The following is an 18,818-nucleotide window of genomic DNA, read 5'->3' as shown; positions in this document are numbered from 1 at the left end:
GCTCACCCCTCCCGGCCGCCGCGGCGCTCGGCGGGCGCGAACCGCTCGGCAGGCATCCCGCGCCCGTTCTGGTCGGAGGAGGACGATCCGCGCAGCGCCTCGGCGACGTCCTCGGCGGTCTCCCTGATCCCGCCCAGGGCTCCCTTGACGCGGTGCCGGGACGAGCTTTCGGTGACCTCGCGCATGAGCCCCGGCAGCCCTGCCACCTGTTCTTTGGGCTGGATGTCCAGCCGGTTCACGGCTTCGGCGAACCGGAGGTAGGTGTCGACGCTGGCGATCACGATGCGCGCGTCGATGGTGAGGATCTCGATGCCCACCAGGGCGACGCGCACGTAGGCGTCGATGACGATGCCCTTGTCGAGTACGACGTCGAGGACGTCGGCGAGCCCGCTCGGCCTGGGCGCCCGTCCCATGGGATAGCTGGCGACGGTCATGGCGCTGTCCTCGTCTTCTCCCGGAGGCCCGGCCTCCGGACGGTTGCCCTGGGTTCACCCGGCTCCGGGACGGCTGACCTGGTTCTGGCGTTGCCCGGGCCGACCTGTTCCTGGCGGGACATGTCCTTGTCGGTCGGCTTCCCGCAGGACTCCGGTGCCGCGGCCTGCGGCCCGCGGGCGGCCCGGTCGTCGTCCGCGGCCAGGAGCTGGCCGGCACGCGCGAAGGCGGCTTCGGTCTCCTGCGCCGACAGGCCCAGCGACTCACGGACCTGTACCAGGCTGGCGCGAATCTCCAGCAGCGAGTGGCCGAGGTCGTCGATCTGCGCGGCGGTCAGCCCCCCGCCCTCCATCCGGCGGATGGCCTGTCGTTCCAGCACCTCGCGTAGCAGTTCCAGGACGACCACCACGAGCTGGCCGAGCCCGCGCCCCACGTCCTGCGGGTCCGCGTCGAGCCGCAGGCGCCGGTCGTCACCGCGCCCGGCGGTTGTCATGGCCAGACCTCGCCGGTTCCCTCGAGTGCGGTCTGGACGCCCACCAGAAGCAGACGAAGATCGATCCTCAGGAGGTCCACGCCGGCGAGGGCGACGACCACGTCGCCGCTGACGACCGCGCCGGTGTCGACCAGCCTGTCCAGCAGGTCCGCGAGCGGCTGCGCCGAGTCGCGGGCGGGCCGCTCTCCCGGGCGGTCCCCCGGCCGCCGCCGGGTACCGACGCCACCGCCCCGGTACCGCGGTGTCGGGACGAATCGCTGATCAGCCACGCTCCTCACCTGGTTCGAACTCTGGATCGTCACCCGGCCGATCCCCGGTCGGGACGGAGAACCGGACGGGCGTCGCTCCCGCCGCAACGCGAGTTGTTCCCTCGCGGGTCGCTGTCGCACGGGTCGCTGTCGCACGGGTCGCTGTCGCGCGGAGCGCTTCCGCCGGGCCCGCCTCGGCGGAACCCGACCCACGGTCGGAGCCGCTCCCGCCGTCCCCGCCCAGTGTCAGATGGACGAAGGAGTAGGGCGGCCACGGCCCGGTCACCGCGGCGACGTACCCGGCCTCCTCCAGCGGCGGACCCAGCCGCTCCGCCGTGTCGAGGAATCCCTCCTCTTCGCCGCGGTCGACGAGGTAAGCGCAGTCGAAGACCCTGTCCGGCCGGCCAGGACGGCGGGCCACGTCACGCGCGTGGACGAGCAGCTCCCGGTGCGTCCACTCGACCAGCCGGGCTGTCTCCTCGCGTCGTCGCTCCTGCTCACGCAGCTCGTCCCGGCGGGCCGAGAGGTACGCGGTGCCCGCACCCGGACGAGCGGTGTTCCCCGCGTCCGTGGCGCCCGCCGCGCAGGGCGGGGCCGGCGCGGGTGTGGCCCTGGTCGACTCGCCCGCGCCGGTGGACCGGAGGACGCCGCTCGCCGGGGGTTCGGTCGGTCCCGCGGCGTCGATCCGGAATCCCCACTCGCGCGCGTCGCGGAGCGCGTCGAGGGCGCGCGGCAGCTCGATGTCGGGATCGTCGAGGATGACGGCTGCCTCGCTCTCGCCGGGGAGGACGGTTCCGAACCGAAGCGGCAGCACGGGCGCGAGGTCCTGCAGTTCCCGCAGGACCTGATCGTGGCCGCGGGCCAGGGTGGCGAGACGTCCCGTCTCCGACAGGTCCTCCTCGACGTCTCGCAGCAGCTCCGGGTCGATGGCCGAGACCACGAGCGAGACCTGGCCGTGAGTGACGGCACAGACAGTCGTTCCCTCGGCGAGGCCTGGCAGGCCCGAAACGTCGGTACTGGCGGGGACGATCCCGTAGGCGTAGAGCACCCGGGCCCGCTCGACGCCCCCGGGCGACCGCCCCTCGCGGCTGCCTGGCCCGGGGCCGTCGTGGCAGGCTGGCACCGGGCCGTCGCGGTGGGCCTGGCGGTGCTCACTGTGCTCCCGTCGGCCTGTGCCCGCCGGCGAGGAGCCTGCGCCCGCCGGCGAGGAGCACGTCGCGCTCGCCACGCCCCGCTCGCAGGCGGCTCTGGTGATCTCCCGCGCCAGGAGTCGGGCGAGTTGCCCACGCGCGACCTCGCGGGCTTCGGTCACAGCTTCGTCCAGGACGCCCGGCGCGAGCCGGACCGCCAGTTCGTCGAGGCTGCCGAAGTCAGCGTCTTCCGGGACCACCGTCATGCCTCCGTTCCGCGTCCCGCGCCCAGAACGGCCGCTGCTCGTCGCGGCGGGCGGCCACCTCCACCGGTGCTCCGGTGGACGGCTCTGCCCGGGATTCGACCGCGGTCGCCTCCCGGAACGGGAGACGCTCCCGCACCGAACTCTCGAGAACGGCGAGTCTGGAGCGCAGTTCCTCGTTCTCCGTATGGAGCGCCCGCAGGGTCTCGTCGCGCAGTTCCCGCTCCTTCTCCTGCTGCAGCGATCGCGCCTCACGGCTGTAGAAGGGGTCGGTGGTCCACCAGTCCAGACCCATTTCGCGTGCAGTGTCGGCTGATGCGATGAAAAGCCGCAGTTTGAGCGTGAGCAACTCGACGTCAAGAACGCTGATGACGACGTCGCCGACGATCACGACTCCCTTGTCGAGGACTCTCTCCAGAACATCGGCGAGAGAGTCCGAGCGCGGCCCGCTCAGCGCGCGCAACCGCGGGGGACCGGCAAGAGAACCGCGATCGACCGTCATGACTCACGTTCTTCCGAATTCCGCCGTGCCGGGTCTCCGGCTTACCGACCCATATAGGCCGCGTACGCGCTCAGTCGGTGGCGCCGCGTACGAACCTCCGCAACCGCTCATAACCCACCAGGCAGCCCCTTTCGTCGACGTCGAGCCGGTAGGTGGCGAGCACGCTGGTCGTCGACGGGATGCGCTCCAGCTCGGTGATATCGACCAACAACGACCATCCAGAGTCCGTCCGGCGTGCTCCGGTGACCCGCTCGGGATCCTGCCCCACGAGAGTTCCGAACTCCGCCAGTGAACGGCTGAGGACAGCCGCGAGTCCGTCATTTCCGGCCATCTGCCGCGTTCGTCCGCCGTCATCCGCCGAGTCGTCGCGTGGCATGACACCTACATGTGGTCTGTCGGCCGCTCCTCGGGTTCATGGCGGCGGCCGACGAAAATTCCTACGCGTGGCCGCCTTGCCCGGCGGAAGTCGCCGCAAACCCGCGGCCCGCGATGGGATTCCTCTTCCGGATGCTGGCCGAATTATCCTTGGATGGCGGTTCGGGTGTTTCCCGAGGTCTGGGTGTTTCCTGCGCCCCGCGCCGCGAGTTCTCCTGGCCTGATCGGGCACGGTCGGCCGGCCGGTGGTCGGCCGGGCGTGTCGGGGCCCGGCCGGCGGGAAAAGTCAGGGCGTGGCGGCATCCGTCTCGTCCGGGACGGGCACGCCGGCTCCGACGACCCGGACGAGCTGCTGAACACGACCCGGCACGGGCTCGCCACCGGCGAACGGGACCTGATCGAACGCCTGGCGGCCCGGGTGGACATCTGTCCCGCCAGCGAAGACGTCACCCACCGATGCGCGCGCTGATCACCAACGACGACGGCATCGACAGCGGTGGTCTGCGCACTGTCCCACCGCGGGTGGCGGAGCCCCGCCGCCCGGCCCGGAGACCACGGGCCCACCGGCCTCGGCGGAGCGACTGACTACCGAGGCCGGGCTATCGGTGGGTCCTCCTCCGGAAAATCCTGTTCTATGCCGAGCAATATCAGCATCTGTTCTACCGGGTTTACCTGGAAGGGTCCCTTTTTTCGACCTGGCGGAGCAGCGGAATCTGGCTGAAACTCCTCGGGTCGCTGACTTCCCTGATGCATTTCGCGAGCTTATTCTGCGTCGCGCCGGGTGCCGTGGCGGCATTGTCGAGAGTCTCGTATCCCGTGCGTCGAGACAGATGTCCTGGGACGAGACAGTCTGCTCCTTTAGGGGTGTTGTGTTCCGGGTAGACGGCCGGCACGTCCCGTCCGGGCAGGCGTCCCCCGAGCCAACGTCGGGCCGGCTCCCGTTCGTGGGGTCGTTGGAGGATGGTGACGTCGACAACGGGCGTTGACGATGGCGCTGCTGCCTGACGCGCTACCGGAGCGCCTATGAACCGGGATGTATTGACCTTTCGTCGGCTTCGCGTCGTGACGCGAGGCCGGAGTGCGGGCCGTGGCATCGGCACGCGGATGCGCTCGCGGAAGTTCACTCCCGGATACCGGGTGACAGGCACGGGTACGGCTTCGGCGAATCCTGGTCGCTGGGAAGGCCGGTCTCAGCGGGTAGCGGCTGTCGGGGCGGACTCGCCCGCGACTGTGATCTGCTCACCCGGGGTCCGCGTCGAGCGGGCCGGGGGAGCGCCTGCCGAGAGAGGTGAGGGTGTGCGGAGGCCATTGCCGGAGCAGGTCGTCGTCGTGGTGGGCGCCTCAAGTGGGATCGGCCGCGCGAGTGCCCTGACGTTCGCGCGTCGCGGAGCACGGGTGGTGTGCGCGGCCAGGGGAGAACAGGCTCTGGAAAGCCTGGTCGCCGAGATCTCCGAGGAGGATGCGCCTGGCCGGGCGCTCGCCGTGCCGGCGGACGTCACCGACCCGGCGTCGATGCGTGCGCTGGTCGCTGCCGCCGAGCAACGTTTTGGCCGGGTCGACACCTGGGTGAACGCCGCGGCGGTCAGTGTCTGGGGTCGGGTGGAGGACATCACCGAGGACGAGTTCGAGCGGGTGCTGAGGGTGAACCTGCTGGGGCAGGTCCACGGCGTCAAGGCCGTGCTGCCCGCCCTGCGCCGTGCCGCCGGCGGCGTGATCATAGGGATTGCCTCGGTGGAGGGAATCCGGGCCATGCCACTGCACAGCGCCTACGCGGCGAGTAAATGGGCGATGAGGGGCTTCTACGACAGTCTGCGCGTGGAGTTGGCGCAAGAAGGCGCTTCGATCGCGGTGACATGTGTGCTGCCGCCGTCGGTCGACACCCCCTTCTTCGTCCATGCCCGCGGCAGGATCGGCGGCCGTCCCCAGCCCCCGCCGCCGGTCTACGACCCGCAGATCGTCGCGGACGCGATCGTGCGTGCCGCTGTCCGACCCAGCCGTGAGGTGCTTGTCGGTGGTGTCGCTTTCGTCGCGTCGATCGCGGCCCGGGTCGCTCCGGCGCTGACGGACGCGTGGCTGTCGCTGCGCCGCGTAGGAGTGGACACGTTGCGAGACGACCGGCCCGACACCAGTTCCGACATCCTCGACGCGCCGGAAGCGGGTCCGGGGCGGGTCTGTGGGGATTACAGGGGTCGGGTCCTGCGCCGCAGCCCGCTGACCTCGCTGATCGGATCCACCCGTCGCCCGGCCGAGCTTCTGACAGCGATGGTCGACCGTTCACACCGGCTTGGAGGAGCCCACCGCCTATAACCGCCCGATGCCGCCAACGCGATCTCGACGGTGGTGGCGACCCGGGTGCTGCGCCCGCGCTGGGCAGTCGCCTGGGCTGCCTTCTTCAACCTGATCGCTTTCGCGATCTTCGGCACGCTGGTCGCAAACACGGTCGCGGCGACGGTGAAGGAGGACTTTGTCGGCGCCACAGACCGGGACCGGTCGCCGACAACCTCGACAGGAGCACCATGTCCGACCGGACCGCCCCCGCGTTCCTTGGCCGCGGCGCTGTCGATACCGGTGGTGCGACTCATCCCCGCACCGTGGTGATCGTCTGGCATGCCCTGGCCTTGCCGAAGAACGGCTGGACGGGAGTGGACGCCGCCCGGCCGCTCACCGCGCGTGGAATCCGCCAGGCGAAGGCCTTCGCCGGCGTCGTGGTCCGGGACCTGCCGGTCCGTCGGGTGCTCACGAGCCCGGCCCTGCGCTGCGAGCAGACGGTTGCCTCGCTGGCTGTGGACCGGGCACTGCCCCTGCGCCGCTGCGCGGTGCTCGGTGTCGAGGGCTCCGCGGAGAACCTGCTGGATCTGCTCGCCTCGGACGAGGCCGAGGACAGCGTGCTGTGTACGCACGGCGAACGGATCAGAGATCTGCTCCGGGCCTGGCAGGCCCGCGGGTGGCCCGGCTGGCCGAGCGCGGACGGCCGTACCCGCAAGGGCGACGGGTGGCTGCTGCGTGGGCATCCGCCCCTCGGTGTGACGGTGGAGTATCTCGCCACGCCGGAGCAGCGAGGTCAAGACCGATAAAGGCGGGAACGGCCTCTGGTGAAGCCCACGATTAACGTGTGCTGGACGACCCGACCGCGGGGCCCAGCGGTCCCAGCAGGCGGGTAGCAAGCGGGGAGCGGCGACGGATGACTTTGGTTCATGAGACGGGGCGCGGCGAGGGCAGGCAGCAGGGCGACGACGCCGGGTCGCTGTTGCTCGACGAACTGGCGGCCATCCAGGCGGATCTGTACCGGGCGGAGCGGGCGCGGCGCGCTGACCTCGAAACAGTGCACCCGCGGCATCGGGGCAGCGCCCGCAACATGCTCCACTATCTGGCGCTGCGCAGCCGCGACATTCGGGCCGTTCAGGGGGAGCTCACACGGCGCGGCCTTTCTTCACTCGGCCGGTGCGAGCCGTGCGTCGCGGCCAGCCTGCACGCTGTCATGGACAGTCTGCGTGGCTCACTCGGGTCAGGTACCGCCCTCGCTGCTGATGCTGTCGATGTCGAGCCCGGCATCCCGAGTTACGACGAGGGCTGGCAGCGGATCGAGGCGAACGCCGGCGCGCTGCTGGGCCCGCCGCCACCCGAGCATGACGTGCGGATCATGGTGACGCTGCCGAGCGAGGCCGCGACTGACGCGGCCCTGGTGCACCGCCTCGTGGCCCGCGGGATGAACGTGGCCCGGATCAACACCGCGCACGACAGCCCGCGGGAGTGGCGAGCGATGGCTGAGCACGTCCGGGCGGCCGCCCGTGATCTCGACCGGATCTGCCTGGTGTCAATGGACCTGGCCGGTCCGAAGATCCGCACCGGGCCGCTCGAGTCGGGCCCGGCGGTGGTGCGGCTTCGCCCGGTGCGGGATCCGCGGGGCGTCGTCGTCACGCCGGCCACCGCCGAACTGGTCGCCGTACGCGACGATGCCACGGGTGACGACGCCGCGGGCGCGGTCGACACGGCGGTGACGGACTCCCGCGACGGGGTCGTACGGGTACCGCTGATCGGCGCCGGTGGGTGGTTGGCCGGCGTGCGGGTGGGCGACGAACTCAGGCTGTGTGACGCCCGTTCGTCACTGCGCCGCCTGCAGGTGGTGGCGGTACACGAACGTTCCGGAACCGAGGGCCCCGACGTCGCGGCCCGCCAGGGGCTGCCGACGGTCACCGTGCAGGCGTGGAAGACGACCTATCTGGAGACCGGCGTAGAACTCCGGCACGGCGAGCGCCGGTGCCAGGTGGGACCGCTGCCGCGCCAGGCGCCCTACCACCTGGTGAACCAGGGCGATCTCCTGCGGCTCACCCGCGATCTGTCGCCACGACCGGCCCGACCAGCCCCGACCTCTCCTGACGACCCGGCCGGCCCGCCGGCGATCGGCTGTACCTTCCCGGCCGTCTTCGACGCCGCCCGCCCTCAGGACCCGATCTCCCTCGACGACGGCAAGATCTCCGGCGTCATCGAGCGGGTCGACACAGACAGCATCGACGTCCGGGTGCTGCACGCCTCGGGCCGGAGCGTGAAGCTGCGCGCGGACAAGGGCGTGAACCTGCCCGCGACCCGAGTGCCACATGAAGGACTGACCGAGGATGATCAGGCGGCCCTGGCCGTCGCTGTCGAGATCGCCGACCTCGTCGCGATCTCGTTCGTGCGCAGCCGGGCCGATGTCGAGCAGGCGCAGGAGGCGATCCGCGCCGCCGGACGCTGGGACGACCTCGGCCTGGTCCTGAAGATCGAGACCACCGAGGGGTTCGTGAACCTGCCGGAGCTGCTGCTGGCGGCGCTGCGGGCCCCGCGGGCCGGGGTGATGATCGCCCGCGGCGACCTCGCGGTGGAGGGCGGCTACCAGCGGCTCGCCGAGCTCCAGGAGGAGATCCTCTGGCTCGCCGCCGCCGCGCACGTGCCGACCATCTGGGCGACCGAGGTCCTCGACCAGCTGGCGAAGACCGGCACACCGGCGCGCGCGGAGATCACCGACGCGGCGATGGGCCAGCGCGCCGAGTGCGTGATGCTGAACAAAGGCCCGCACATCGACGAGGCCATCACCGCACTTGGCGACATCCTGCGCCGGATGGCCGGCCACCAGCAGAAGAAGACCCCGATCTTCCGCCCGTTGCGGTCCTGGATGGCCTGACACAGTTGTAGTGCCAGGCCATCCCACCCACCCAGTGGAACGACGGTCGGCCAGCGGAAGATCCTTGAAGGGCGTGACGGACATACCGGCCTCCTCGCGGTCCGCTCCGCACCGTTTCGTCGGGCCACTCCCCAGCCTGTCGTGACAACTCAGCCTGTCGTGACACCACCTGCCCGCGTGCGGTGTCAGGAGCGGCCTGCCTCCCAGATGCCTACCGTGCGCCGCCGCGGCCGGTCACGCGGGATTGGTACGAAGGGCGCGTTCCTCTCTCGACCGCCGGGCCCGACCGACTGGTCGGACCCGTCGTCGAAGGCGACTTCGGGCCGGCGAATGTCAACGTCGCGGCCCAGCAGGACGATCCCGGCTCACTGCTGTCCTGGTTCACCGCGATGATCCGTGCGTACCGGCGCTGTCCGGAGTTCGCCTGGGGCACCTGCACGGTGCTCGACTGCGCCGATCTCCCGTCCGTGTTCGCGCACCGTACCGATCTCAACGGCCAGACCGTCGTCGCGGTGCACAACCTCGGCAGGGAGCCCGCCGGCATACGCCTCGCGCTCGCCGGTGTCGAGCGCGGCGACCGGCTGGTGAGACTGGCCGGAGCGGATGAAGCCGGCGGTGACCTGGTCGCCGGTGACGGCGGCGCCGTCGAGCTCGACCTGGACGGCTACGGCTTCCGCTGGCTGCGAGTTCATCGCGGCGGGACGGATGGACAGGTGCGACCGACGGTCGGCGAGTAGGCAGTCTGACCGGGGGCGTCGGCCGAACCGGTGAGGATGGCCGCGAGCTGCCGGTCGGTCATGGCGGGCAGTATGTCGAGCCATGGACAGGCAAGGTGACGGTGTGGTCGATGGCTGGCTGGTGGCGGAAGTGCGGGCAGCGCTCGCGGGTGCCGCCGATCCGGCGAGGGCGCCCGGCATGCAGGCGTACATGAAGTCGGACATGCCTTACCGCGGTGTGCCGAAACCTGTCCGGACGCGGGTGCTGCGCCCCGTCTTCGCCGCGCGGACGCTGGCGGACCCGCCCGGCTGGACGGCGACCGCCCTCGCGCTGTGGCGGGAGGCCGCATACCGGGAGGAGCGGTACGCGGCGATCGACCTGACCGGTCACCGCGCCTATCGCGCCTACCAGCAGGCGGGGACGCTGGAGATGTACGAGGAAATGGTCGTCACCGGCGCCTGGTGGGACTACGTGGACGAGATCGCCTCCCACCGGGTCGGCCCACTGCTCGCCGCCGACCCCGCCGCGATCCGTCCCGTGGTACTGCGCTGGAGTCGCGATGGCGACCTGTGGCGGCGCCGCACGTCGATCATCTGCCAGCTTTCGTTCAAGGCAGCGACCGACCTCGACCTCCTGTACGCCTGCATCGACGCGAACCTCGACGACAGGGATTTCTTCATCCGCAAGGCGATCGGCTGGGCGCTGCGCCAGTACGCCTGGACCGACCCGGCGGAGGTCCGCCGTTTCGTCACCGCTCGCGGCGACGCCCTGTCGCCCCTGTCTCGTCGCGAGGCGCTGAAGAACATCGGCTGATCCGTCTCGTACCTGCGCCGGCGGACCGACCGGGCCGCAATCGCCGCCCAGCGTTCCCGGTCGCCGCTGCCAGAGTCCGCCGTGAACGTCCACGTCGCGTGGACCACCTCGGACCAGGGGATGCGCCGCCGGTGCCACGGGCGGGCGACGACGAGCCACACGGGCTCGAAGCGGATCGACGTGCCCCACCACAGCAGCGGGGTGAGTAGCAGCCACCCGGCCGCCGCGATTCCCGCCCCGGCGTTCGCCGACAGGTCCAGGAACAGCGCCAGCACCGTCCCCACCAGGACCGCGGGCAGGAACGCGACGCCGAACGCCTCGGTGAACTGCCCGGGCAACGCCCGCACCGTGACCGGGGCACCTGGCGGGCGGCCGGATGGCGGGTCGTGCGCCTCGCTCACCGGCCCAGCGTGGGCGTCCTTGCCGCGGGGACGCTGTCGAGCAGCGGACACCGCCTCCTCGACGACGAAACTGTGCAGGCCGGCCGGCGGTTCCGCGGAACCGCCCGGGCCGGAGCTCGCGCCGCCGACGAATGCGGCACATGCCGCCCACCGACCGGTGTGGCGATCGACGCATGTCACTGCTCCCGACTGTCCGGTCACGGCGCGGGTTATTGTTCATTTTCGGGGTGTCCGGCGACGTCGGACACCCCGAGATCACCTCGGGTGGGGGGCTGGGTGAGCAGTGGACCGGATCCGCGGCCGGAGTTCGCGGAGCGGCTGCGGACACTGCGGGACGCCGCGGGCCTGTCGATCCGTGACTTGGTGGCCGCCAGTGCGAAGACCCCGCGGCGGCGGCCCGGGGTACCTCCGTTGCGTCTGAAGCGCAGCACCATCGACGGAATGATCAGCAGAAGCCGGCCGGTGCGTCCCGCGCAGGATCACGTCGAGGTGTTCGTCGACACCTGTATCCGGATCGCTGAGGAGTCTGGCAGGCCACTGCCTGACGATCTGCGGGACAGGCAGGCATGGGAAGACGCCTACCACAATCTATTAATACGGATGGCCGGCCTGCGCAGCGTCAACCGCTCGGCCACGGAGGCGGCCAGACGGTTGAGACGGGTCGAACCAGCGTCCGCCGCCCCGCCGGCCGCCGCCCCGCCGGCCGCCGCGGCACCGGCCGCCCGGCTGGTGGATGGCGGCCGGGCGCTGTTCGTGGGGCGGCCGGACGCGTTGAGTCAACTACGCCGCGCGGTCGCCGAGGTTCAGGGTGGGCGGCCGCGGGTCGCACTGCTCGAGGGGCCGGCGGGAATCGGTAAGACGGCGCTGGTCCGCCATCTCCTCGGCGACGCGGACGTGGGATGCGTGCTGTGGGCGAGCGGCGAGGAGGATGAGACGGGACTCAGTTTCGGGGTGCTCGACCAGCTGACGGCCGAAGCGGCCAGGGTCGTCGGGCCGGATCCGGTTTTCCCGGGCGGGCCGGCGGCCGCCGGCCGGATCCCGTCGCCCGACCCGCTGGTCGCCGGCGAGGCTCTGGTCGACCTGCTCGGCGAGTTGCAGCGCTCCGGTCCGGTCGTGCTGGTCGTCGACGACGTGCACTGGGCCGACCGGCCGTCCCTGCAGGCGCTGACGTTCGCGCTGCGGCGGCTGCGGGCCGACCGGGTTTTCGCCGTGCTGATGGTCCGGGATCTGGTGGACGCGCAGCTGCCGGACGGGCTCCGCCGGCTGCTGATGGACGAGCGGACTGTCCGGATCCTGCTCGAAGGGTTGGACGACACCGAGCTGCGGGCCCTGAGTTCCGCGCACGCCACCGGGCCGCTGTCCTGGCGGGCGTGCGTCCGCCTGCGGGCCCACACGGGGGGCAATCCGCTGCACGCCCGTGCGCTGCTCGAACAGGTCCCGGCCGAGGCCTTCGACAATCTCGAGGTGCCGCTTCCGGTGCCGCGCTCGTTCGCGATGCTCGTCGTGGCGAGGCTCGCGGCAGCACCGGTCCAGGGCCGGGAGCTGGCGACCGCCGCCAGCGTTCTCGGCGCGCACCCCACGTTGTCCCAGGCCGCGGCGGTCGGCGGGGTGGACGAGCCGCTGCGTGCTCTGGAGCAGGCGATCGAGGCGGGGCTGCTGGTGGAGCAGCCGGTCGCGCGGGGCCTTCGGTTCCCGCATCCCCTGGTGCACGCCGCCATCTACGAGCAGGCGGGACCGGCGCGGCGGGCCGAGCTGCACGCCCGTGCGGCGGCTCTCGCGGAAGAGGAGGCCCTGCGGCTGCACCACCTGGCCCGTGCCGCCACCGGACCGGACGGCGCGCTGGCCACGGAGCTGGCCCGGTTGGGCCGGGAGGAGGCGACCGCGGGGGCCTGGGCCGCCGCCGCGGGCCATCTGTCCACCGCCGCGCGGCTCGCTCCGGCGCGTGCCGAGTACGAGCAGCTGATGTTGGAGGCGGCGGACTGTCAACTGCTTACGGGTGACCTGCCTGATCTCTTCGGGAAGGAGGCCGAGGTCCGCGGTTTCCGGCCGACCGCCTGGCGCGACTACCTGCTGGCCCGCTTCGCCTTCCAACGCGGTGATGCGGACGAGGCCGAGACGCTGCTGCGGAACGCCTGGAAGCGCTGTGCCCCCGACAGGGGGACCGACGCCGACCCGCTGCTTGGTGCTCGGGTCGCCGGATGGCTCGCCGCTCTCTACTCGACGAAACTCCGTGGCGCCGAGTCCGCCGAGTGGGCCGGGCGGGCGCTGGAGCTGAGTTCCGGCCACGCGGCGTTCGACCTCATCGGGCAGATGCGGATGAGCGGGCTGGCAGCGAGCGGGCAGCTCGACGCGGTGCTTGAGTCGGTCGCCGACCTGCCGGACCCCGCTGTCGCCTCCGTGGCCGAGCTGGACGTGCTCGCCGGCCGGGGACAGATCTACGCCCTGGTCGACAATCTCGCCGACGCCCGCCGGGATCTCGGCGGAGTCCTGGCTGCCAGCCGGGGCCGCTCGCTGCTGTTCCGGGTACTGGTCACGACCACACTCGCTCAGGCCGAGTACCGGGCGGGGCTCTGGGACGACGCCGCGATCCACTGCGATCTCGCGCTGTCGCTGATGGCCGACTCCGACGACGGCGCACTGGTCCCGTACTGCCACCAGATCGGCGTCCTGGTTCCCGCAGCCCGCGGCCAGTGGGAACAGGCTGAGAAACACGTCGGGACAACGCAGGTCTTCGCCGAAAGCGGGTTTCCCCACCTCATCGCGAGCGCGGCCATCGCTATGGCACACCTGGCACGGGCCCGTGGCCGGTCCGCCGAGATCGTCGCCGTCCTCGAACCACCGGTCCGGTCCGGGCTGCTGGACCTCGATGCCGAGCCTGGCATATCCGGATGGCAGGACATCCTTGTCGACGCGCTGGTGGAGGTCGGCGACCTCAAACGGGCCGAGCAGGTTCTGATCCGGTTCGAGACGGCGGCCAGGCGGCGAGGGCGCCGCTCCGCGATGGCAGCCGCTGCCCGCAACCGCGGCAACCTGGAAGCGCTCCGCGACAACCCGGGCGCGGCCGACGCAGCCTTTCGCGCGGGCCTCGCAGAGGCAGAGCAGATCGAGCTGCCCTTTGAACGGGCGCTGCTCCGCCACTCCTACGGCAGCTTCCTACGCGGGGCAGGTCGGCCCGCAGACTCGGTCAGGCAGCTACAGGCCGCCCACGACACCTTCACCCTGTTGGACGCCCGTCCATGTCTGGACCGCTGCGAGAGCGAACTGGTCGCATGCGGATGGACACCTCGGGAGGGCCGTCGCCGGGAACGGGACGCATCCCGGTTGACCACGCTGGAGCTCGCTGTCGCGAAGTTGGTCGCCGCGGGTCTCACCAACCGTCAGGTTGCCCGGGAGCTCGTCCTCAGCGAGAAGACCGTCGAACACCACCTGCGCGCCGTGTTCGGGAAGCTGCACGTGACGGCGCGGACCCAGCTGGCCAGCAGGCTCCTCGTCGCCGGCGGCATCTCCCAGCCGGACCACGCCGATGCGGGTCTCGTCCAGCCCGACTGATCGGGCTGTTCCCTCCCGTCTGCGTTGACCCGACACCTGCCGGCCGTGGCGCAGAAGGCCGCTGAGGCTCGGCCTGACGCAATACGACACGGTGCGCCACGAGTTGGCCCGCCCGGCGTCCGGCCGTGCCGGACACTCCTGCTGACGGCCGTCAAGCCCCCCGGCGGTTCCGGACGGTCCCTCACGGCGGATGCGTCCGGTGAGATCGCCGGACAGAACGAACGACAGCCACCATGTCCCCATGAACCAACGTTGGCTCGGGCCCTTACCCGAGCCCAGTCTCGTCCGCGGGACGGAACTCGCCGACGGGGGCCCGCACTGCCCACTGGTCGGCTTTCCTCACGCTGTCGCGGAGGGTGAGGAATCATAACGTGTCGGTCAGGGGGATCCGGGCATGTCGCAGCTGCGTGAGGACATCGAGCAGGCCAAACAGAAGATGCGGCTCAGGAGCAGGAGCAGCCGAGAGATCAAATACCTTGCGGAACACCTGTGGGAGGGTGAACGCGTCGAGCGCCTGGCCAGGGGCTCGTGCGGTAAGGGCGGTGGACTCGTGGTACTTACTGATCGCCGCCTGCTGTTCGTTTTGGAAGGTCGGAAGCGGAGGGCCAGCGAGGAATTCCCGCTGAGGAACGTCTCCTCGGTGGAGTGGGCTGCCGGGCTGGTACTGGGAAAAATTGTCGTTCTCGCATCGGATAGCCAGGCGGAGATCACGAACGTGAACAAGCATGCCGGCAGGGAGATCACGGATCTGATCCGGAACCGTCTTGGCCTGGCGTCACCCGCTCCAACTGCCGTCGCCGTTCCGCCTGACGATCCGGACCTCAATGATCGGCTGCGCAGGCTCGGTGAGCTGCGAGAAGCAGGCGTTCTCACCCGTGAGGAGTTCGAGGGCAAGATGGCCCGCCTGCTCCGACCCGGGTGAGGCCCGCGTCGATGGCAGCCTCGCGGGGCGAGGAACTCGAAGATCTCCCGCGAATGTCGCTGTCAGCTTTCGGGTCGCTGCTTCCCGGGGGCGGGCGTACATACCGTCACAGGATCGGTAGGTCCAGGAGTAATCTGCTCGTGCCCGTCAAGTGTTCCAGTGTGGTGGCGGGCGCCGACAAATGGGGGCCAGCATGGATCTTCCTGTACTGAATCGTATTTACGTCGGAGGCCGCGCGGTGCTGCCCCTACTTGCGGTCCTCGTGACGCTCGGCTTGTCCGGGTGCGGTACCTCGGGTGCGGAGGCGATGCCTTCGGCCGCACCCGGGCAACAGGGCACGCCGGCCACCAGCGGAAACAAGCCTGCAGAACCGGCGCTGCCGTCGGCCGGCGTGGGAGCGAACCCCTGCGCGCTCGTGTCCAAGCCGGAGGCCGAGAAACTTGCCGGCACGTCGCTCAACAGCCCCGTTTTGCTGGCCGAGACGTGCACCTATACAGCGCCACCCAGCGGGCCAACGGCCCAGGTTGAGGTCTTCGTCGGGGAAACTGCCGAGAATTATCTTACCGCCGAGCGTGGCATAGGCCACGATCTCCACCCGTTGTCAGGAGTCGGCGACGAGGCGTATATCGAGGATGGGGGGATCTTCGTCAACAAGGCCGGCCGCTGGGTATCGGTCAAACTGGTGCGCAGCAACGACCCGGCGGAAAACAACGGGCCACTCGAGGACCTGGCGCGCATGGTTTCCGACCGGATCTGACCACCCGGGACATGGGTACGGCAGCCTGACCGAGGTCAGGTAGCGAGCAGGTAGCCCACGAGCGCCTGCGGCTGGCTCAGCGCGAGGAGGTGGCCGCCGGGCAGCGTGTCCGCCTCGACGCCCAGCCGCTCCCGGGCGACCCGCCGCTGGAAGTCGACCGGGAAGAACCGGTCGTCGGCGCCGGCGGCGACCCGGGTCGGGACGTCGGGCCAGGCGTCGAAATCACACGTCGAGGCGAACACCGCGGCGCTCTCGGCCCGCTGGTGGGCCTCACCGTCGGCCGTGACCTGGCGCGGCAGGTCGTGCAGGAAGTACACCTCCGGATCGAACTCGGTGCCGTACCCGGCCGCCCGCGCAGTGGCGGCCCGCGCGTCCTCGGCGCCGGGGATGAGCGCGAAGGTTGTCACCGGGTGGTACCTGCCGTTCCTTCAGCCAGTCGGTTCCTTCAGCCAGTCGACGAGGTGGGTCTCGCTGAGCGCGGCGTCGTCGCCGGGCACCAGGGTTTCATCATCCAGCAGCACGCCGAAGTAGCGTGCCCGGGGGTCGGCGACGACGGGGCGAGGGTCGTCGCGGGCGGACAGCACCGTGCGGACGAGGTCGTCGAGCCGGAACCGCTCCGGGCCCGCGATCTCCGTGACGCCGTTCGTCGGTGTCCCGAGCGCGGCGCCGCTGACTCCGGCGGCGACGTCGTCCGCCGCGATCGGCTGGATGTGCACCGGGGGGACGCGCACGGTGCCGGCCTCGGTGCCCGCGTCGGCGATGCCGCCGACGAACTCGAAGAACTGGGTGGCGCGGACGACGGAGTAGGGGATCGGGCCGGCCGCGACCAGTGCCTCCTGGGCGCTCTTCGCGCGGAAGTACCCGCTGGCGGCGAGGCGTTCGGTGCCGACCACCGAGAGCACCACGTGGTGCCCGACCCCGGCGGCCGCCTCGGCGGCGAGCAGGTTGGCGGTCGAGGTCTCGAAGAAGCGCAGCACCGCGTCGTCCTCGAACGACGGTGAGTTCGACACGTCGACGAGCACGGCGGCGCCGTCGAGAGCGGCCGCCAGGCCCTCGCCGGTGAGGGCGTTGACGCCCGTCCGGGGCGAGGCGGCCACCGTCTGGTGCCCGATCCCGGCCAGCCGGGCCACGACCCGGGAGCCGACGAGCCCGCCGCCACCGATCACAACGATCTTCATGATGACCTTCTCGCGATGTTCCGAGCGCCGAGTTCCGACTCGCCCGATCCGGCCGCGGGCCCCGGGCCCGGCTCCGTCCGGTCGGGGCCACCGCCGCGCACCCAGCCTGGACGTCCGCCGGCGCGTACCCGCGACGACGCGCGGGAGGCAGCCGGACCCGGGCCCGGGCGGCGCTCCTGGGAGCGTGAAGCGGGCCGGATCACGTCCAACGGTTTCGCCCGACGCCGGACACGGTTAATTATTGGAGTCGGTTTCGGACTCGTCCCTCCGTGGGAGCCGGCGGGACCTACGGAGGGACACACCGTGGACGACACGGTCAGCTACGCTCGGCGGATTCGAGAACTCGTCGCTGAGCGCCCCGACGACATCGCGTTACGCCACATCGCACTGGACGGCGCCGAACCGGCGTTCACCTGGGCCGAGCTCGACCGGCGCTCGGGCCAGCTCGCCGGTGCCCTCGCGGCCCGCGGGCTCGGCCCCGGCGACCTGCTCGGGCTGGGGCTGCGCAACTCGCCGCAGTTCGTGTTCAGCGCGCTGGCGGCCTGGAAGCTGGGCGTCGTGCCGGTGCCGGTGCGCTGGGACCTGCCGGACTGGGAGCTCACCCGGTTGCGGGAGACCGTCGACGCGCCGGTGTTCCTCGGGCCCGAGGACATCCCGTGGATCGACGCGACGGCCGACCTCGCCGTCCCGGACCTGCCCGACGCGACGTCGCCGCAGACCAACGGCATCTGCAGCAGTGGCTCGACGGGCACGCCGAAGGTGATCCTCAACGCGCGGCCGGCCGTCTTCGACGCCCGTGCCACCGCGCCGTTCGTCGACCAGTGGAGCCCGGTACCGCGGCCGCAGGTGATCCTGGTACTCGCCCCGATGTACCACGCCAACGGGTTCTCCACCCTGTACAACCTGCTGGCGGGGGACAGGCTGGTGGTGATGGAGAAGTTCGACGCCGCCCGGGTCGTCGGCGTGATCGAGCGCCACCGGATCAGCACGTTCACCGCCACACCGACCATGCTGCAGCGCATCGGCGACCTGCCGGACGTCGACGGCCGCGACCTGTCCAGCATCGAGTGGATCATGCAGGGTGCGGCGCCGATGCCGCCGTCGCTGGTGCACCGGTGGGCCGGGCTGATCGGCGCCGAGCGCATCGTGATGGCCTACGGGATGACCGAGGCGCTCGGCATCACCGCGCTGCGCGGCGACGAGTGGATGTCCAGGCAGGGCAGTGTGGGACGTGGCTTCCGGGGCACCGAGGTCCGGATCCTGGGCGCCGACGGCGAACCGGCGCCGGTCGGTGAGATCGGCGAGATCTACCTGCGCGCGCCGCGGTCGAGCTACGGCGGCTACACCTACCTCGGCCAGGCCCCGCGCCTGCGCCGCACCGACGACGGCTTCGAGACCGTGGGCGACCTCGGCTACCTCGACGCCGACGGCTTCCTGTACCTGGTGGACCGCCGGGTCGACGTGATCATCACCGGCGGGGCGAACGTCTTCCCGGCCGAGGTCGAGACGGCGCTCATCGACCATCCCAAGATCGCTGACATCGTCGTCATCGGGCTGCGCGACCCGGAGTGGGGCCGGCGGGTGCACGCCGTCGTGCAGCCTGCCGACCCGGCCCAGCCTCCGTCGTCCGCGGAGGTCATCGCCTACGCGAAGAGCCGGCTAGCCGCCTACAAGGTGCCCAAGACGATCGAGATCGTCGAGGCGCTCCCGCGCAGCGAGGCGACGAAGATCAACCGCGGCGCGCTCGTCGAGGCCCGCGGCGGCTGACCCCGCCAGCCCGAAGGGCCCCGGCCCCGGCCCCGGTGCCGGGGGGCGGGGGGGGGGGGGGGGGGCCCGCCGGGGGGGGGGGGGGGGGGGGGGGGGGGGGGGGGGGGCGGGCG

The 18,818-nt window shown here is 71.3% G+C and carries 18 protein-coding genes and 2 pseudogenes; 11 read left to right on the top strand and 9 right to left on the bottom strand.

Annotated features, from left to right (window positions below; genetic code table 11):
- Window positions 1-2: 2 nt before the first annotated feature.
- The 6 genes from MXD62_RS29175 to gvpO all read right to left on the bottom strand — a co-directional run bounded on the left by MXD62_RS29175 (window position 3) and on the right by gvpO (window position 3,399).
- Window positions 3-434, bottom strand: a complete 432-nt coding sequence (locus tag MXD62_RS29175; RefSeq protein ID WP_112106749.1) for a gas vesicle structural protein GvpA — start codon at window positions 432-434, stop codon at window positions 3-5.
- On the bottom strand, window positions 431-925 hold the full coding sequence (locus tag MXD62_RS29170; protein WP_248832594.1) for a gas vesicle protein K: 495 nt from the start codon (window positions 923-925) through the stop codon (window positions 431-433). The genes MXD62_RS29175 and MXD62_RS29170 overlap by 4 nt, the downstream gene beginning before the upstream one ends.
- Window positions 922-1,194 (bottom strand): gas vesicle protein, encoded by a 273-nt coding sequence (locus tag MXD62_RS29165; protein ID WP_248832593.1) that lies wholly within the window; start codon window positions 1,192-1,194, stop codon window positions 922-924. Before MXD62_RS29165 ends, MXD62_RS29170 begins: the two co-directional genes overlap by 4 nt.
- On the bottom strand, window positions 1,187-2,569 hold the full coding sequence (locus MXD62_RS29160) for a GvpL/GvpF family gas vesicle protein (protein WP_248832592.1): 1,383 nt from the start codon (window positions 2,567-2,569) through the stop codon (window positions 1,187-1,189). Before MXD62_RS29160 ends, MXD62_RS29165 begins: the two co-directional genes overlap by 8 nt.
- The gene (gene gvpJ / locus MXD62_RS29155; protein ID WP_248832591.1) at window positions 2,544-3,068 is read right to left on the bottom strand and encodes a gas vesicle protein GvpJ; all 525 of its coding nucleotides are present in this window, start codon (window positions 3,066-3,068) and stop codon (window positions 2,544-2,546) included. Before gvpJ ends, MXD62_RS29160 begins: the two co-directional genes overlap by 26 nt.
- A gap of 70 nt (window positions 3,069-3,138) precedes the next feature.
- Window positions 3,139-3,399 carry a gas vesicle protein GvpO gene (gene gvpO, locus MXD62_RS29150; protein WP_248832590.1) on the bottom strand — a complete coding sequence of 87 codons (261 nt, stop codon included), beginning with the start codon at window positions 3,397-3,399 and terminating at the stop codon, window positions 3,139-3,141.
- Between the two features lie 198 nt (window positions 3,400-3,597).
- On the opposite strand from gvpO, the gene MXD62_RS29145 reads away from it, so the two are divergent.
- On the top strand, window positions 3,598-3,912 hold the full coding sequence (locus MXD62_RS29145; protein WP_248832589.1) for a hypothetical protein: 315 nt from the start codon (window positions 3,598-3,600) through the stop codon (window positions 3,910-3,912).
- A gap of 385 nt (window positions 3,913-4,297) precedes the next feature.
- Here the strand turns inward: MXD62_RS29145 and MXD62_RS41045 are convergent.
- A pseudogene (locus MXD62_RS41045) lies at window positions 4,298-4,423 on the bottom strand (glycosyltransferase family 1 protein); the annotation flags it as partial.
- 316 nt (window positions 4,424-4,739) lie between these two features.
- On the opposite strand from MXD62_RS41045, the gene MXD62_RS29140 reads away from it, so the two are divergent.
- The 9 genes and pseudogenes from MXD62_RS29140 (at window position 4,740) to MXD62_RS29100 (ending at window position 15,760) form a co-directional block, all read left to right on the top strand.
- Window positions 4,740-5,750, top strand: a complete 1,011-nt coding sequence (locus MXD62_RS29140) for an SDR family oxidoreductase (protein ID WP_248832588.1) — start codon at window positions 4,740-4,742, stop codon at window positions 5,748-5,750.
- Window positions 5,751-5,756: 6 nt separating this feature from the next.
- A pseudogene (locus MXD62_RS41040) lies at window positions 5,757-5,885 on the top strand (inorganic phosphate transporter); the annotation flags it as partial.
- Window positions 5,886-5,959: 74 nt separating this feature from the next.
- Window positions 5,960-6,517 (top strand): phosphoglycerate mutase family protein, encoded by a 558-nt coding sequence (locus tag MXD62_RS29130; RefSeq protein WP_248832587.1) that lies wholly within the window; start codon window positions 5,960-5,962, stop codon window positions 6,515-6,517.
- A gap of 107 nt (window positions 6,518-6,624) precedes the next feature.
- A complete protein-coding gene (locus MXD62_RS29125) occupies window positions 6,625-8,601 on the top strand; it encodes a pyruvate kinase (RefSeq protein ID WP_248832586.1) in 1,977 nt (658 codons plus the stop codon).
- 182 nt (window positions 8,602-8,783) lie between these two features.
- On the top strand, window positions 8,784-9,338 hold the full coding sequence (locus MXD62_RS29120; protein WP_248832585.1) for a hypothetical protein: 555 nt from the start codon (window positions 8,784-8,786) through the stop codon (window positions 9,336-9,338).
- 82 nt (window positions 9,339-9,420) lie between these two features.
- Window positions 9,421-10,131 (top strand): DNA alkylation repair protein, encoded by a 711-nt coding sequence (locus tag MXD62_RS29115; RefSeq protein ID WP_248832584.1) that lies wholly within the window; start codon window positions 9,421-9,423, stop codon window positions 10,129-10,131.
- A gap of 677 nt (window positions 10,132-10,808) precedes the next feature.
- Entirely contained in the window at window positions 10,809-14,081 is a 3,273-nt protein-coding gene (locus tag MXD62_RS29110) for an AAA family ATPase (protein ID WP_248832583.1), read from the top strand.
- Between the two features lie 394 nt (window positions 14,082-14,475).
- Window positions 14,476-15,003, top strand: coding sequence for a PH domain-containing protein (locus MXD62_RS29105; protein ID WP_248832582.1), 528 nt, complete (start codon window positions 14,476-14,478; stop codon window positions 15,001-15,003).
- A 193-nt stretch (window positions 15,004-15,196) separates the two neighbouring features.
- Window positions 15,197-15,760 carry a DUF3558 domain-containing protein gene (locus tag MXD62_RS29100; RefSeq protein WP_248832581.1) on the top strand — a complete coding sequence of 188 codons (564 nt, stop codon included), beginning with the start codon at window positions 15,197-15,199 and terminating at the stop codon, window positions 15,758-15,760.
- A 35-nt stretch (window positions 15,761-15,795) separates the two neighbouring features.
- Here the strand turns inward: MXD62_RS29100 and MXD62_RS29095 are convergent, their stop codons facing one another.
- Entirely contained in the window at window positions 15,796-16,167 is a 372-nt protein-coding gene (locus MXD62_RS29095) for a hypothetical protein (RefSeq protein ID WP_248832580.1), read from the bottom strand.
- Between the two features lie 21 nt (window positions 16,168-16,188).
- Window positions 16,189-16,938 carry an SDR family oxidoreductase gene (locus MXD62_RS29090; RefSeq protein ID WP_248832579.1) on the bottom strand — a complete coding sequence of 250 codons (750 nt, stop codon included), beginning with the start codon at window positions 16,936-16,938 and terminating at the stop codon, window positions 16,189-16,191.
- Between the two features lie 303 nt (window positions 16,939-17,241).
- On the opposite strand from MXD62_RS29090, the gene MXD62_RS29085 reads away from it, so the two are divergent.
- Window positions 17,242-18,705 (top strand): class I adenylate-forming enzyme family protein, encoded by a 1,464-nt coding sequence (locus tag MXD62_RS29085; RefSeq protein ID WP_248832578.1) that lies wholly within the window; start codon window positions 17,242-17,244, stop codon window positions 18,703-18,705.
- Window positions 18,706-18,818: the final 113 nt, after the last annotated feature.

The sequence above is a fragment of the Frankia sp. Mgl5 genome (assembly GCF_023242985.1).
In the GTDB taxonomy this organism is placed as follows: domain Bacteria; phylum Actinomycetota; class Actinomycetes; order Frankiales; family Frankiaceae; genus Parafrankia; species Parafrankia soli.
Note: the sequence above shows the minus strand (reverse complement) of the source record. Positions and strands in the feature narration are given on the sequence as shown.